Source organism: Streptomyces sp. NPDC045701 (genome assembly GCF_056432045.1).
In genome coordinates this window covers 115,991-131,369 of record NZ_JBWKJV010000004.1, presented here as the reverse complement: position 1 = coordinate 131,369, position 15,379 = coordinate 115,991, and the positions used below count along the sequence as shown (strand labels likewise).

General features: G+C 71.9%; 9 protein-coding genes. 7 read left to right on the top strand and 2 right to left on the bottom strand.

The features are described 5' to 3' along the window. The first annotated feature begins 30 nt into the window (after nucleotides 1–30). The 4 genes from AC07DW_RS06510 to AC07DW_RS06495 all read left to right on the top strand — a co-directional run bounded on the left by AC07DW_RS06510 (nucleotide 31) and on the right by AC07DW_RS06495 (nucleotide 5,401). On the top strand, nucleotides 31–1,929 hold the full coding sequence (locus AC07DW_RS06510; protein WP_478856711.1) for an alpha/beta hydrolase family protein: 1,899 nt from the start codon (nucleotides 31–33) through the stop codon (nucleotides 1,927–1,929). Nucleotides 1,930–2,073: 144 nt separating this feature from the next. Then, nucleotides 2,074–3,987: a RiPP maturation radical SAM C-methyltransferase gene (locus AC07DW_RS06505; protein ID WP_478856489.1), complete on the top strand. Its 1,914-nt coding sequence runs from the start codon at nucleotides 2,074–2,076 to the stop codon at nucleotides 3,985–3,987. Nucleotides 3,988–4,031: 44 nt separating this feature from the next. After that, nucleotides 4,032–4,694 carry a DUF5825 family protein gene (locus AC07DW_RS06500; protein WP_478856488.1) on the top strand — a complete coding sequence of 221 codons (663 nt, stop codon included), beginning with the start codon at nucleotides 4,032–4,034 and terminating at the stop codon, nucleotides 4,692–4,694. A gap of 269 nt (nucleotides 4,695–4,963) precedes the next feature. Further along, the gene (locus AC07DW_RS06495; RefSeq protein WP_478856487.1) at nucleotides 4,964–5,401 is read left to right on the top strand and encodes an ATP-binding protein; all 438 of its coding nucleotides are present in this window, start codon (nucleotides 4,964–4,966) and stop codon (nucleotides 5,399–5,401) included. 100 nt (nucleotides 5,402–5,501) lie between these two features. Here AC07DW_RS06495 and AC07DW_RS06490 read toward each other — a convergent pair whose 3' ends face one another. Continuing rightward, the gene (locus AC07DW_RS06490; protein WP_478856486.1) at nucleotides 5,502–6,668 is read right to left on the bottom strand and encodes a PP2C family protein-serine/threonine phosphatase; all 1,167 of its coding nucleotides are present in this window, start codon (nucleotides 6,666–6,668) and stop codon (nucleotides 5,502–5,504) included. A gap of 104 nt (nucleotides 6,669–6,772) precedes the next feature. Here AC07DW_RS06490 and AC07DW_RS06485 point away from each other — a divergent pair, with 104 nt between their 5' ends. Beyond that, the gene (locus AC07DW_RS06485) at nucleotides 6,773–7,288 is read left to right on the top strand and encodes a MarR family winged helix-turn-helix transcriptional regulator (RefSeq protein ID WP_478856485.1); all 516 of its coding nucleotides are present in this window, start codon (nucleotides 6,773–6,775) and stop codon (nucleotides 7,286–7,288) included. Here AC07DW_RS06485 and AC07DW_RS06480 read toward each other — a convergent pair. Beyond that, the gene (locus AC07DW_RS06480; protein WP_478856484.1) at nucleotides 7,257–7,607 is read right to left on the bottom strand and encodes a PRC-barrel domain containing protein; all 351 of its coding nucleotides are present in this window, start codon (nucleotides 7,605–7,607) and stop codon (nucleotides 7,257–7,259) included. The genes AC07DW_RS06485 and AC07DW_RS06480 overlap by 32 nt on opposite strands. Before the next feature lie 415 nt (nucleotides 7,608–8,022). Between AC07DW_RS06480 and AC07DW_RS06475 the strand changes: the two genes are divergently transcribed. Together AC07DW_RS06475 and AC07DW_RS06470 are read left to right on the top strand one after the other, a co-directional pair. Next, nucleotides 8,023–12,531 carry a HAMP domain-containing protein gene (locus AC07DW_RS06475; protein ID WP_478856483.1) on the top strand — a complete coding sequence of 1,503 codons (4,509 nt, stop codon included), beginning with the start codon at nucleotides 8,023–8,025 and terminating at the stop codon, nucleotides 12,529–12,531. A 79-nt stretch (nucleotides 12,532–12,610) separates the two neighbouring features. Continuing rightward, nucleotides 12,611–15,211, top strand: coding sequence for a PP2C family protein-serine/threonine phosphatase (locus AC07DW_RS06470; RefSeq protein WP_478856482.1), 2,601 nt, complete (start codon nucleotides 12,611–12,613; stop codon nucleotides 15,209–15,211). Nucleotides 15,212–15,379 lie beyond the last annotated feature (168 nt).

Below are 15,379 nucleotides of genomic sequence, written 5' to 3'. Positions count from 1 at the left end.
CCCGAGGTGTGCGCCGCCGACCCGGCCCGGATGGTCTTCACCGCCGACGCCGACGGCCGCTGCGAGGTGTTCACCTGGGACGCCGGCACCCGCCGGGCCCGGCAGGTCACACGGCGTCCGCGCGGCACCCTGCACGGCGCCATCGACCGGGATGCGCACGTGTGGTGGTTCGACGAGGACGAACACGGCCGCGGCCACTGGCGGTTCCAGCCCTTCGGCGGCGGTCCGGACCTGCCCGGGCTGACCGGCGTACCCTCCGGGCTCCCCCGGGGTCTCGCGGTGAGCGACCACGGCACCGTCGCCCTGGCCGTGGGGAACGGCGGCACCACCACGGTCCACCTCGGCCGGCGGGGCGGCACCGCCCGCACGGTCGCCCACGCCGACGGCCACGCCACCCTCACCGGCATCACGCCCGGGGGCCACCTGCTCGCGCTCGGCCGGGCCGACGGCGTCACCGTCCTCACCGCCGGGGGCACCGTCCGCGCCGTCCTGCGGGGCGGCGACCGCTCCGGCCGCCTCTGGGCCCTGGGCTTCGCCCCGGCCGGTCCGGCCGGGGAACTCCTCCTGGTCCGGGAACGCGACGACCGGTACGTCCTCGAGACCTGGCGGCCCGGCACCGGGACCGTCACCCACGACTGGTGCGCCTTCGACACCGAGATCACCGCCCGCTGGGACGCCGAAGGCCGCTCCGTACTGGTCCGGCAGGACCGCCACGGCCGCTCCGCCCTGCACCGCGCCCGCCTCGACGACCGGACCCTCACCCCGGTCCCCACCCCGGCGGGCACCCTGCTGGACGCCGCCACCCGCCGCGGCGGCGACCTGCACTACCTGTGGACGGACACCGGTCACCCGCCGAGGCTGCACTCCTCGCGCGGCACACCGCTCCCGCCGCTGCCCACCGTCGCCGGCCGGGTCCCCGGCACGCACCGGGACCTGTGGACCCCCGGGCCGGACGGCCCCGTACACACCCTGCTCAGCCTGCCCGAAGAGCCCGGCCGAACCACCGGGTCCACCAAGCCCGTCGAACCCATCGGACCCATCGGACCCGCCGGGCCCGGCGGACCCACCAGGGCTACCGGACCCACCGGGTCCACCGGGTCCACCGGGTCCACCGGAACCCCCGCACCCGCCGTCTTCCTGGTCCACGGCGGCCCCGCCGACCACGACCGCGACGCCTACGACGGTGTCGTCCACTCCCTCGTCGCGTCCGGCTTCGCCGTCGCGCGCGTCAACTACCGCGGCTCCACCGGGTACGGGCCCCGCTGGCGGCGCGCCCCGGGACGGGGCGTCGGCCTCGCCCAGGTCGACGACCTGGCCGCCGTCCGGGCCGACCTCGTCGCCCGTCGGCTGATCCGCCCCGACGCCGTGGGGCTGTGGGGCACCTCCTGGGGCGGCTACCTCGTCCTGCTCGCCCTCGGCACCTGCCCGGACCTATGGCGGGCGGGGGTCGCCGTCAAACCCGTCGCCGACTGCGCGGCCGCCCACCGCACGACGACGCCCGCCCTGCGCGCCCTGGACAAACGGCTCTTCGGCGGCACCCCCGACGAGGTGCCCGACCGGTACGCGCGCAGCTCCCCCATCCACTACGCGACCGCGGTCCGTGCCCCGCTGCTGGTGGCCGCCGCCACCCACGACGCCAAATGCCCGCCCGGTCAGGTCCGCGGCTACCTCGCCGCGCTGCGCGCCGCCGGGGTCCGCCACGAGGCGATGTGGCTCGACTCCGGCCACGACGGCTACGACGGCGGCGACCACGTCGCCGTACTGCGCCGCGCCGTGGCCTTCCTCGACCGGGAACTGCGCGGCCCCGCGCGCCGCCCCCAGACGCCCCGCTCCACCCGGAACGGGGAGCACCGCACCACCGAACGCACCACGGAGAGGAGAAGGTCCCATGCAGAAGGACATCATCCACAACGACCCGCTCGCGGGTGACGAGGAGAACCGCAAGCCGAGCGTCGGCATCACCGTCACCGTCCCGTTCCGCAACGCCGAGGACGCGGAAGAGGACTGACCCCCGCCGGCCGGCCCGGTGGTGCACCGCCGGGCCGGCCGGTCCCTTATCCCCGAGGAGCCGACATGCGTGTCCTGCTGGTCAACATGCCCTGGTCGCCCATCGACCTCCCGTCCCTCGCCCTGGGAATACTCAAACGGAGCGTGGACGAGCGCGTGCCCGGCGCCGAGGCCGAGGTCCTGCACGCCAATCTCGCGTTCACCGACTGGATCACCGCCCGCACCGAGTTCAGCGGCGACGACTACGAGTACTACGCCCTCTCCTCCTATTTCATGGGCTGCGGCGACTGGGTCTTCTCCTCAGCCCTCTACGACGACCCCCATTGGCGCGAGGAGGAGTTCACCGCGGTGATGCGCGGGAAGCTCAAGAAGTCGCGCATGTCCATGACCCTGGCACTGCACCACGCCGTCCCGGAGTTCGTCGACGAGATCGCCGGGCGGATCGTGGAGTACGCCCCCGACGTCGTCGGGTTCACCTCCACCTTCCAGCAGAACACCGCGGCGCTCGCCGCCGCCCGCCGGGTCAAGCAGCTCGCCCCGCACATCGTCACCGTGCTGGGCGGGGCCAACTGCGACGGGGCCCAGGGCGCCGCCGTGCACCGCAACTTCCCCTTCGTCGACCACGTCGTACGCGGGGAGGGCGAGGCCGCCTTCCCGCGGCTGCTCACCGCCCTCGCCGACGGGTCGGACCTCTCCGGGGTGCCGGGCCTGTGCCACCGCGGCCCCGGCGGGGAGAGCCGCGCCAATCCGATGGCCACCCGCCCGTTGCCTCCGGCCGCGATCCTGCCGCCCGACTACAGCGGCTACTTCGAGCGCCTGGCCGCCTCCGTGGCCCGCAACTGGGTCGAGCCCAAGCTCGTCGTCGAGGGCGCCCGCGGCTGTTGGTGGGGCGAGAAGCACCACTGCACGTTCTGCGGCCTCAACGGCTCCTTCATGGAGTTCCGTTCCAAGAGCCCGGACACCTTCTACGAGGAGATCGTCGAGCTGGCCCGCCGCCACCGGGTCCTGGACATGTACGTCGTCGACAACATCCTCGACATGGGGTACCTCACGACCGTGCTGCCCAGGATCATCGACAGCGAGTACGACCTGCGGCTGCACATCGAGATCAAGGCGAACATGCGCCGACCTCAGCTCCGTACGCTCGCCGAGGCGGGGATGATCTACGTCCAGCCGGGGATCGAGTCCCTCAACCACCGGGTCCTGGACCTGATGGACAAGGGGGTGAGCGGCTGCCAGAACGTGCGCATGCTCCGCGACGGCGCCGAGACCGGCCTGTCCGTCGCCTGGAACTACCTGCACGGGTTCCCCGGCGAGACGGCGCGGGACTACGAGCCGGTGATCGCCCAGATCCCGGCCCTGGAACACCTGGACCCGCCGGTCGACCTGTCGGCGCGGATCGCCATCGAGCGCTTCAGCCCGTACTTCGAACGCCCCGAACTCGGGTTCACCGGTCTGCGCCCGGAGGAGCACTACCGCTTCACCTACGACCTGCCGGAGGAGGAGCTGTACGACCTGGCCTACGTCTTCGAGGCACCGCCCCGGGGCATCGGCGAGCCGACCGTCACCGCCCTGAACGACGCGCTCGGCGCGTGGAAGAAGCACCACGCCGACGCCCGGCTCACCCATGCCGACCTGGGCGACCGGATCGTCCTGGTCTCCCGGCGCCGGGCCTTCGACTGGCGGACGCTGGAGCTCACCGATCCCTTCGAGCAGGCCCTCTTCCGCCTCCTCGACCAGCCGCACACCCCGGCCGCCCTCACCAGGAAGGCCGCACGCGAGGCGCCGGACGCCGCCCGTGACGAGACCGGTGTGCAGCGGGTCCTGGACTCGTGGCTGGCCATGGGCATCGTCTTCACCGACGGCGGACAGTACGTCCACGTCGCCCCCGCCGCCGTCAACGAGGACCTGCTGCGACTGGACTTCATGCGCCACGCGTACGCCGCGGCCGGCACGCCCGCCGAGCCCGTCCGCGTATGACCGCGACCCCGCGTACGACCGCGTCCCGAGGAGGAGTACGCCCCATGAGCACCACCGCCGGACCGCCCGCCGTCCTCGCCTGGCGGGACTACGACCCCGCAGCCTGCGAGCTGCCCGGGATGTTCCTCGGCGAACTCGCCCTGCCCGGGCCCGCCGGGGGCGAGAGCGAGCGGCTGTGGCAGCTCGGCGCCCGGCGCGTTCGGCTGCCGGGCGTCGTCGACCTCGCGGGCACCCCGGACGCCGGCCGGGCCGCGGCGGCCGTGGGCGCGCTGTGCCTGGTGCGCGACCTGACGGCCCGGGCGGTCCTGGTCGAGTGGGACCTCCGTCTCGACCCGGCGTCCGGTGAGGGCTGGCGGCTCCTCAGTCACCTCCAGCCACCCCGGCGCATCGAGGGGCCCGACGGGGCCGACGACGCCCTGGGCGCGTGGCGGCGCGGTCACTACCTGTGCAAATGCCTGTGGCGCAAGGGCCCCGGCTTCGTGCAGATCCGGGACCGGCGCTGGGGTGAGCTGCGCCGCTTCACCGCCGACGAGCCGGAGTACGAGCGGGCCATCGAGACCCTCGCCCCCGGGGCGCCCGCGGACTCGGTGCCCCGGGCCGTCCTGGACGACTTCCGCGGCGAGGATCTCGTCCTCGACGTGGGCCCGCTCGCCTGGTGGCTGCCGTACCGGATCAACCGCTGGCTCCAGGAGTCGATGACGATCTGATCCCCGTGCGGCCGCGTCCCCGTGCGGCCCGGGGGCCGCGCTCCGCGATGTCGGCCGATTGACGGGCGCCTCAGCGGTTACTCGTGACGGCGCCCCGGAACGCATGCCGGCACCTGTGCGTCGGTCGCCGCCGGGACCGGAGAGGGGTTCCGGTCCCGGCGGAGGCCGGCCGTCTGCCAGTCGCGTGAGACGGGCAACCGGCGCGAGTAGACGACCGGTGACCGGGAAGGCGGACAATTCACGCCAGACGGACAGGTGGGAGGTCGAGCATGGTCTCGGGACCGCTCAGGGACGACTGGAACGGAGTGCACGGCGACATCGCCGAAGGTCTCAGTGCGCATTTCGACGGGGAGCTCGGCGACGTCACGGACGCGAGGCTGGCGACGGGGCTGTTCCTCGACTCCGTCGCGGCCGCCGATCCGCCTGCGGAGGCCGACAGCCGCGACGACATCATGCTGGTGGTGACGGAACTCGCGGCCAACGCCATCCAGTACGCGCCCGGGCCGTTCACCCTGCGGGTACGCCGCACGTTCGACGGGGTGCACGTGATGCTGCGGGACACCAACCCGGCGCCGCCGAAGCCGGTGCCGTCCCGGAGGGCCGGGAAGCCCGGCGGGCTGGGCTGGCACATCGTGCAGGCCCTGGGGACGGTCAACGTACTGCTCCAGCGCGACGGCAAGGAGGTGCACGTGTTCCTGCCCTGGTGAGCGCGGCGCGGCCACCGCCCGCACCAGGTCGCGTCCGTGGAGTCCCGCCCGGCCGGCGACGCCCGTCCTTCGGGCGGACGTCGATACGTCCGGTCACCCCCTAGGGCCGGCCCCGCCAGTCGAGACAGACCACCAGGGCGTCGTCGGCGGCGTCCTCGGCCCCGCGGTGTCCGGCCAGCTCCCGCAGCACCGCGCGCGGCACCTGCGAGGGCGGCAGCAGGCGGGTGGCGGTCATCGCCCGCATGAGGGCCTTCTCGCCGTAGCGTTCACCCGTCGGCGAGGCGACGTCGTACACGCCGTCACTGAGGAAGAACAGCCGGTCGCCGGGCAGCGCACTGAAGCGCTGCGGCGTGTACAGGGTGTCCTCGAACATGCCGAGCGGAAGCTGCGCCTCGAACTCGACGGGCTCCGCCTTCCCCTGTCGCAGGCGCCACATCCTCGGCGAACCGGCGTCCACGACCTCCGCCTCCCCGGTCGCGAGGTCGAACCGCAGGAGGAGGACCGCGAGGTGCGCCAGCCCGTGGTAGTGGCCGTGGACGGCCTGGTCCGCGAGGCACGCCTGGTCGGCGAGCGACAGACCCGCCCGGCGGGCGTTGCGCAGCGCGTTGATCGCAAGGTTGGTCAGAAGGGCCGCTTCGACGCCCTCGCCCATGCCGTTGGTGACGGTCAGGGTGAGGTGATCGGCGGAGGCGGACCAGTCGTAGTTGTCGCCGTGGATCGCGTACGCCGGTTCGAGCTGCGCCCCGATCTCGTACTCGGGACGTGAGGTGGAGGAGCCGGGCAGCAGCTGCCACTGCATCTCGGCGGCAAGGGTCAGCCGGCCGGTCCGGCGGGCCTGGAGGTACAGGTCGGTCTCGCGCTCGGCGAGGACGATCTCGCGGCCGAGGAGCTGGGCGACGCCCTGGAGCTCCTCCTCGGACCGCGGGCTCCAGTGGTCACCGGGCAGGCGGACCGTGAGGACGCCCACGCGGTCGCCGCGCACGCTGACGGGGAAGTGCGCGGTGACGTCGCCGTCCGGGGCGTGCTTCTCCACGTGGGGCTGCTGGGCCCCGAAGGCCCGCCCCGGCGCGCTGCCGTGCACGGGGAGGGGCTCGGTGGTGTACGGGAGGGCGCTGACCGGTTGCAGCATGGTCATCGCGTAGTCGGCCATGAGCAGGTCGACGGAGACGGCCGTGTAGTGGGTGGCGAGCACGTCCCTCACCGCTTCGAGGAGGGCGTGGGGCGGGGCGTCGCGCACCGCGCGCTCCACGGCCGCGAATCTGTCCATCGTTCGCTCACCACCTGTTCGAGAAAGAGGAGAAAGGAAGGAAGTGACGGCCTCCGCGGTCTCCGTCGCTGACAAGGCCATCTTCAAGTGTCACAGTTGACACCATGCCTTTCGACACTGTCACGGGCACGGGCCGGGATGCCGCCGCGCACGCCCGCGAGGTGACCGAACTGCTCGAAGTGCTCTGGAACCGGGGTCGGGACCTGACGTCACCGGCCCCGGTGTCCCCCTCGCAGCTCCGCGTGCTGTACGTGCTGGACCGTGACGTGCCCATCAACCTGCGCACCCTGGGGGAGCTCCTGGGGTCGGCGCCGTCCTCCGTGAGCCGGCTGTGCGACCGCCTCGACGCCCTCGGGTACATCGAGCGCTCCCCGAGCAGCGGCAGTCGCAGGGAACTGGAACTGCGCCTCTCCGCCCGCGGCCGAGCCCACCTTCAGGACCTGCGGGCCCGGCGGGAGGCGGCGCTGCTCGACGTGGTCGACGCCATGGCTCCGGCGCTGCGCGCCGCTCTCACCGCGGGCCTGAACGGCTTCCGTCACGCCGTCGAGGAACGCGAGAGGCGCGCGGAGGGCGGGACGGCGGAGTGCGTCAGGTGGCGGGGCCGCCGTAGTGGCCGCTGATGAGCCGGTGGTACGCCGGGTCTCCCGGGTGCTTGTCCGGGTCGAACCCGGGAGCGTTCCTGATCTCCTCCCGGGTGCGGTCCACGCGGATCGTATACGTCTCGAGGTCGATCTCGGTCACGGTGCCGGCCGGCAGCAGTACGCGCTCGCCGAGGATCCACGGTCCGGTGTCCACCACGAGGTGGGCGGCGCCGACCTGGTCGGAGTGCTCGTCCACCGTGCCGATGCTGCCGTCGGCCGCTTCGACGCCGTAGCCGACCAGCCGGGCGTGATCGATGCGGCTGACGACGGAGGGGTACTCCCACAGATTTCCGGCCATGACGTTTCCTCGGTGCGGCCCCGGGCGGGGGCCTGGTCAGTAGAATTGTGCGCTCCTGGCTCCGCTGGTTCCCCGGCGAGGACCGCTCATGCGCGGGGGTGTCCCGGCGCATGGTGACGGACCCGGTCGCGGGGGCGCGCGGGAAGGCTACAGATCCGGCCATGACCGGCGCGCTGTACGCCTTGGGGTCCGATTGCCCTGCTGATGCCGCGTGAGTTAGCCTGCGGCGTATTTGTCGTACGGCAATGGTTAAGTGTCGAAAGAGTGGCATGGGGCCACCCGGGCATCCGGGCGTGCGTCTGTTCGGTCTTTTTCGTCGCGGCATCTGAGCGGAACGAGGTTGGTCATGGCTGAGACGGCGGTCGAAGGTTCCCGTGCCGTGCCGCGGTCACGGCCCTCTCGCGGGGGCGGCAAAGTGGGGGAGTCCGAGCTGCGGCAGTTGCTCGCCGGCCTCACAGCGGTACGTGACGGGGATTTCGGCACGAGGCTCCCCGACGAGGAAGACGGGCTGATCGGTGAGATCGCCACCGTCTTCAACGGCATGGTCGACCAGCTGTCGCTGTTCACCTCCGAGGTGACCCGTGTGGCCAGGGAGGTCGGCACCGAGGGGACCCTCGGCGGGCAGGCCGTGGTCCCCGGGGTGTCCGGCACCTGGGCGGACCTCACCGACTCGGTGAACGCCATGGCCGGCAACCTGACCACCCAGGTCCGCGACATCGCGCAGGTCGCGACCGCGGTGGCCAAGGGCGACCTGTCACAGAAGATCGACGTGGACGCCCGGGGCGAGATCCTGGAGCTGAAGGACACCGTCAACACGATGGTCGACCAGCTCTCCGCCTTCGCCGACGAGGTCACCCGCGTCGCCCGCGAGGTCGGCAGTGAAGGGCGGCTGGGGGGCCAGGCCGAGGTGCCGGGGGTCGGTGGCGTCTGGCGCGACCTGACGGACTCGGTGAACTTCATGGCCGGCAACCTGACCGACCAGGTCCGCAACATCGCGCAGGTCACGACCGCCGTCGCCCAGGGCGACCTCTCCCAGAAGATCACCGTCAACGCGCGCGGCGAGATCCTGGAGCTGAAGAACACCATCAACACGATGGTCGACCAGTTGTCCTCGTTCGCCGACGAGGTGACCCGCATGGCGCGGGAAGTGGGCACCGAGGGGATCCTCGGTGGCCAGGCCGACGTCAAGGGGGTCTCCGGCACCTGGCGGGACCTCACCGACTCGGTGAACTTCATGGCCGGCAACCTCACGGCCCAGGTGCGGTCCATCGCCCAGGTCGCCACGGCCGTGGCCAAGGGCGACCTCTCGCAGAAGATCACGGTCACGGCCCGGGGCGAGATCCTGGAGCTCAAGAACACCATCAACACGATGGTCGACCAGCTCTCCGCCTTCGCCGACGAGGTCACCCGCGTCGCCCGCGAGGTCGGCACCGAGGGACGACTGGGCGGCCAGGCCGACGTCAAGGGCGTCTCGGGCACGTGGAAGGACCTCACCGAGTCGGTCAACGTGATGGCCGACAACCTGACGGCCCAGGTGCGGTCCATCGCGGAGGTGACCACCGCCGTCGCCCAGGGCGACCTGTCGCAGAAGATCAGAGTGGACGCCCGGGGCGAGATCCTGGAGCTGAAGGAGACCATCAACACGATGGTCGACCAGCTCTCCGCCTTCGCCGACGAGGTCACCCGCGTCGCCCGCGAGGTCGGCACCGAGGGCAACCTCGGCGGACAGGCGACCGTCCGGGGTGTGTCCGGCACCTGGAAGGACCTCACCGACAACGTCAACGTCATGGCCTCCAACCTGACGGGACAGGTGCGCTCCATCGCGCAGGTGGCGACCGCGGTCGCCCGTGGTGACCTCTCGCAGAAGATCACCGTCGAGGCGAAGGGCGAGGTCGCCGCGCTGGCCGGGGTGATCAACACCATGGTCGACACCCTGTCCGCGTTCGCCGACGAGGTCACCCGCGTGGCCCGCGAGGTGGGCACCGAGGGCATGCTCGGCGGCCAGGCGCGGGTCCCGAATGTGGCGGGCACCTGGAAGGACCTCACCGACAACGTCAACTCGATGGCGAACAACCTGACGAACCAGGTGCGCAACATCGCCCTCGTCACCACCGCCGTCGCCAATGGCGACCTGTCGAAGAAGATCGACGTCGACGCCCGGGGCGAGATCCTGGAGCTGAAGACGACCATCAACACAATGGTCGACCAGCTCTCCGCGTTCGCCGCCGAGGTGACCCGTGTGGCACGTGAGGTGGGCAGTGAGGGCCGCCTCGGCGGGCAGGCGGAGGTCGAGGGCGTCTCGGGCACGTGGAAGCGCCTGACCGAGAACGTCAACGAACTCGCGGGCAACCTGACCCGGCAGGTGCGTGCCATCGCCGAGGTCGCGAGCGCGGTGGCCGAGGGCGACCTGACCCGCTCCATCACCGTCGACGCCTCCGGCGAGGTGGCCGAGCTCAAGGACAACATCAACTCCATGGTGGAGTCGCTGCGCGAGACCACCATGGCCAACCAGGAACAGGACTGGCTGAAGTCCAACCTCGCCCGCATCTCCAGTCTGATGCAGGGCCACAGGGACCTGGCCGTCGTCGCGGAGCTGGTGATGGACGAGCTGACGCCCCTGGTGTCGGCCCAGTACGGCGCCTTCTACCTGGCCGAGGAGGCCAGGAGCGGCACCGAGCTGACGCTGGTCGGCTCCTACGGCCGTCCCGCCGACTTCACCGACCACGCCCGCTTCAAGCTGGGTGAGTCGCTGGTCGGCCAGGCCGCGCGCAGCCGGCGGACGATCGCCGTCGAGCAGCTGCCCGGCGACTACGTCAGCATCTCCTCCGGACTCGGCGAGTCCACCCCGGCCAGCCTGATCGTGCTCCCGATCGTCGTCGAGGACCAGGTCCTCGGCGTGATCGAGCTGGCGTCGTTCACGTCGTTCACCGCCGTGCACCGGGACTTCCTGGAGCAGTTGATGGAGACGCTGGGCGTCAACGTCAACACCATCGTCGCCAACGCCCGTACCGATGAGCTGCTCGACGAGTCCCAGCGGCTGACGGCCGAGCTCCAGGCGCGTTCCGAGGAACTCCAGGTGCAGCAGGACGAGCTCCAGCGCTCCAACGCGGAGCTGGAGGAGAAGGCCGCGCTGCTGGCCGCCCAGAACCGCGACATCGAGACGAAGAACCTGGAGATCGAACAGGCCCGGCAGGAACTGGAGACCCGCGCACAGCAGTTGTCGCTCGCCTCCAAGTACAAGTCGGAGTTCCTGGCCAACATGAGCCACGAGCTGCGCACCCCGCTGAACAGCCTGCTCATCCTGGCCCAGCTGCTGGCGCAGAACCCCACCCGCAACCTCACGCCGAAGCAGGTCGAGTACGCGGGCATCATCCACTCGGCGGGATCCGACCTGCTCCAGCTCATCAACGACATCCTGGACCTGTCCAAGGTCGAGGCCGGCAAGATGGACATCAACCCCGAAGTGGTGGCGCTGCAGCAGCTCCTCGACTACGTCGAGGCCACCTTCCGGCCGATGACCACGCAGAAGAACCTCGATTTCACCCTCAGCACCGCTCCCGGCGTGGCCACCGACCTGTTGACCGACGACTCCCGGCTGCGCCAGGTCCTGCGCAACCTGCTGTCCAACGCGGTCAAGTTCACCGAGCGGGGCAGCGTCGAACTGCGCATCGAGATGGCCGCGGAGAACGAGCTGCCGCCCTCGGTGCACCGTGGCTGGCCGGTGGTGGCCTTCCGCGTCAAGGACACCGGCATCGGGATCCCCGAGCAGCATCTGGAGGCCATCTTCGGCGCCTTCCAGCAGGCCGACGGCACCACCAGCCGCAAGTACGGGGGCACCGGTCTCGGGCTGTCCATCAGCCGGGAGATCGCGCACCTGCTCGGTGGAGCGGTCACCGCGGAGAGCACGCAGGGCCGCGGCAGCACGTTCACCCTGTACCTGCCCGTGACGCGGGCCGACTGGGAGGTCGGCACCGTGGCGGTGGGACCGTCGCGGACCGCGCTGGACCACGCCCTCGACCCGGCGCTGAACAACCCGGCGGTCCGCCCCGCCCCGGCGCCGCGGCAGAAGCGGCGGCTGCTGGTGGTCGAGGAGCGCAGCAGAGGCCTGCTGTCCCTGGTCGCCGAGAGCGCGGTGGCCGACCTCTCCGGCAACAACGACCTGCCGAAGCGTACGGCGGACATCGAGGTCATCACCGCGGTCGGCGCGCAGGAGGCGGCCGAGAGCCTGGCCGCCGGGCCGTTCCACTGCGTCGTCCTGGAGCTCGACATGCCCAAGGACGCGGCGTTGCGGTTCCTGGACGCCATGGACGGGGACGCGGCGGGGACGACCGTGCCGGTCCTGGCGCACAACAGCCGGCGCCTGGAGCGGGCGCAGGAGGAGAAGCTGCAGTCCCGTTCGGCCACCCGGCCGCTGGAGCTGATCTCCAGCCTGGACGAGCTGCGCGAGCGGATCGCCCTGCACCTGTCGGCGGAGGAGCCGGGGGACGTGCTGCCGCTGGTGCGTGCCGAGGAGACCCGCCAGCAGCCCTCCCAGCCCGTCGACGGCGCCCTCTCCGGGCGTACGGTGCTGGTGGTGGACGACGACGCCCGCAATCTGTACGCGATCAGTGGCATCCTCGAACTGCACGGCATCGAGGTCCTGCACGCCGAGAACGGACGCAAGGGGATCGAGGCGCTGCGTGAGCACCCCGAGATCGACCTGATCCTGATGGATGTGATGATGCCCGAGATGGACGGTTACGCCGCGACCTCCGCGATCAGGGAGGACCCGGCCTACGCCCAGCTGCCCATCATCGCGGTGACGGCCAAGGCGATGCCGGGCGACCGGGAGAAGAGCCTGGCGTCGGGAGCGAGCGACTACGTCACCAAGCCGGTGGACGCCAACGACCTCATCGCCTGCATCGGGCGCTGGCTCCCGGCGTGAGTCCGCCCGCGGGCCCGTGCGGCCCGCGGCACCTCCCGCACCCCCGCCGTCCGCTTCCGACCGAGGAGTCAGCACCACAATGAGCACTCCTGAACACCTCGGGCAGTCCGCCCACGACAACGGGACGTTGTCGTCGGGACGACCGGACGCGTCCGGGCCCCACCTGCCCGTCCGGTCCGGTACGGCGCCGGAGACGGATGTCGTGAGCGGCGCCGTCCTGCCTTCCGCGGTCGTCCCCTGCGGGCAGGAGCCGGCGCGCGACGCTCTGCTCCCGGCACGGGGCGCCGGCGACGGGGCGGTGGCGCCGGCCGTTTCCGCGAGGGAGACGACGGGCGTCGGCAGGCTGGCCGCGACGGTCGAGCGGCTGCGCCGCGAGATCCGGGCGGCACAGGCGGCGGCGGACGGGCGTGCCCTGATCGAACTCGCCAAGGGCGTGCTGATCGAGCGGCTCCAGTGCGGCCCCACGGTCGCCGCCCAGCAGCTGGCCGCCCTCGCCGAGGAGTCGGGGCTGTCGCAGCTGGAGCTGGCGGCTGACATCGTCAACCAGGCGGCACGGGACCACGTCACCGAGGTCGCCACCGGCTTCGTCCGGCGGACCAGTGGTGAGGCGCGGAACCCCGAGGAGGACGACGCCGAGGACGGCGCGTCGGTCGGCGTACGGCTGCGCACGGCCGAGAGCGGCGCGCTGGCGGCGGGAGACACCCAAGCGGTCGCGGAGTCCTTGCTCGACCACGCCCTGACCCCCCTGGGGGCCGTCGCGGTGGCCGTGTGGGCGGCCGGTTCCGACGCGTCACTGACCCTGGCCGGACACGCCGGGTTCCCCGCCGACGAGGCCGTCCGCTGGCGCTACGTACCGCCGGGCGTGTCCACCCTGGCCCGTCAGGCGCTGAGCGAACGGCAGGCCGTGCGGGCGGCTTCGCAGTCCGCGCTGGGGCTGCCTTCCATCGGCTGGGCCGACAACCCGGCCGGCGGGCGCGTCGCCGTTCCGGCGGGAACCGGGGGACGCGTCCACGGGATCCTGGAGATCTGCTGGCCCGGACGCCTGGAGTCACAACCGCCGCAGATCGAGCGGCAGATCGAGGCACTGGCCGAGCTGTGCGCCCACACCCTCGAAGGCCGGCCGGGCTCCGCCCTCTCCCCCTCCGCGGACGCCTGGACGACCACCCCCGACCTGTCCGAGCTGGTACACCTGGCCGAAGGCTTGTACGACCCGGCACTGGTCCTGACTCCCTGCCTGGAGTCCGACGGCCAGCTCGCCGACTTCCGTATCCACCACGTCAACAGCCACTTCGTCGACCCGGCCGGCCGGCCGCGCAGCGCCGTGAGCGGAGCGATGCTCCTCGAGGCCTACCCCATGGCCATAGGCGGCAGCGAGCTGTTCGAGAAGATAGAGCGCGTCTACGCGACCGGCGAACCGTTCCGCGCCCGGCGGATGACCCTGACCGCCCTGGTCGATCAAGTGCCGCTGGACGCCGTCGCCGACATCAGCGTCAGCAGGCACGGCAGCAGCGTGCTGCTCATCTGGCGCGTCGAGGACGAGTCGGCGCGCCTGGCGAACCTCCTCCAGCACGCTCAGCGCCTCGGCAGGATCGGCGGCTTCGAGGAGAACGTCGTCACGGGGCAGATCGTCTGGAACGACCAGCTTTTCGACCTCTACGGCCGTCACAGCACGACACGTCCCGTGCCCCTCGAAGAGCTGGCCGCGCACGCCCACCCGGACGACGCCGTGTCCATCGGGCGCTTCCTGCGCCGGGTGCTGCACCACCGGCGGGCGGCGTCGGCGGCCTTCCGGCTGCAGCGCTCCGACGGCGTGACCCGCCACATCCGGGTGATCGCCGAGCCCGTGCTCGACGCCGACCAGCGACTTCTCGCGGTGCGCGGCGCCTACCAGGACATCTCCGCGCAGCACTGGACCGAGGTGGCGCTGGCGGCGACGCGCGACCAGCTCGCCCAGACCGAGCAGCAGGCGGCCGAACGCAACCGGCTCACCCTTCAGTTGCAGCACGCCATCATGCCGCCCGCCCAGGCGCCGCTGGACAGCCCGGGACTGCAGATCGCCGTGCGGTACCGGCCGGCGGAGTCGGAGTCCATGGTGGGCGGTGACTGGTACGACGCCGTCGTCCTTCCCTCCAAGCAGGTCATGCTGTGCGTGGGCGACGTGGCGGGTCACGGCATGGAGGCCGCCACGAGCATGGTGGTGCTGCGCAACGCGATGCGCGGTCTGGCCATCACCGGCGCAGGACCCGGGCAGCTGCTGTCCTGGCTGAACCTGGTGGCGCACTACCTCACCGAACCCGTCACCGCCACGGCGGTGTGCGGCCTGTACGACCCGGAAAAGGGCACCCTGCGCTGGGCGCGGGCGGGCCACCTGCCGCCCGTGCTCATCCGGGGCCAAAAGGCGACCACGCTGCGCACGGTCAGCGGCATCCTGCTGGGCGCGGTGTCGGAGACCTCCTACGAGGAGGAGGAGCTGCAGATGGCTCCCGGCGACACCCTGCTGATGTACACCGACGGTCTGGTGGAGCGCCGGGACGAGTCCGTCCAGGACTCCCTGGCCCAGCTGCTCACCAACGCCCGCATACCGACCACCACGCTCGAGCAGCGGCTCGACGGTCTGCTCACACACAGCAAGTCGGACACCGACGACGACACCTGTCTCATCGGTATCCAGGTGGTGTGACACGCCGTCCCCGCGGCCCCGCGGGCCGCGGGCCGCGTCGTCGGAGCCTGCCGTCCGGTCCGTGCCCGGCCGGGGAACGACCCGACGGCCAGACAGAACAAAAGGAGGGGGTACAAAAGTCGAACAGGCCGCTTCGTGGTTCCCCCGCCCCCCCCGAGACCGTGTCTT

Coding starts and splice junctions, on each gene's coding strand:
- AC07DW_RS06485 (WP_478856485.1), top strand. CDS start 6,773: ATGCCTTTCGACACTGTCACGGGCACGGGCCGGGATGCCGCCGCGCAC.
- AC07DW_RS06510 (WP_478856711.1), top strand. CDS start 31: ATGGTCTTCACCGCCGACGCCGACGGCCGCTGCGAGGTGTTCACCTGG.
- AC07DW_RS06500 (WP_478856488.1), top strand. CDS start 4,032: ATGAGCACCACCGCCGGACCGCCCGCCGTCCTCGCCTGGCGGGACTAC.
- AC07DW_RS06480 (WP_478856484.1), bottom strand. CDS start 7,607: ATGGCCGGAAATCTGTGGGAGTACCCCTCCGTCGTCAGCCGCATCGAT.
- AC07DW_RS06470 (WP_478856482.1), top strand. CDS start 12,611: ATGAGCACTCCTGAACACCTCGGGCAGTCCGCCCACGACAACGGGACG.
- AC07DW_RS06505 (WP_478856489.1), top strand. CDS start 2,074: ATGCGTGTCCTGCTGGTCAACATGCCCTGGTCGCCCATCGACCTCCCG.
- AC07DW_RS06490 (WP_478856486.1), bottom strand. CDS start 6,668: ATGGACAGATTCGCGGCCGTGGAGCGCGCGGTGCGCGACGCCCCGCCC.
- AC07DW_RS06495 (WP_478856487.1), top strand. CDS start 4,964: ATGGTCTCGGGACCGCTCAGGGACGACTGGAACGGAGTGCACGGCGAC.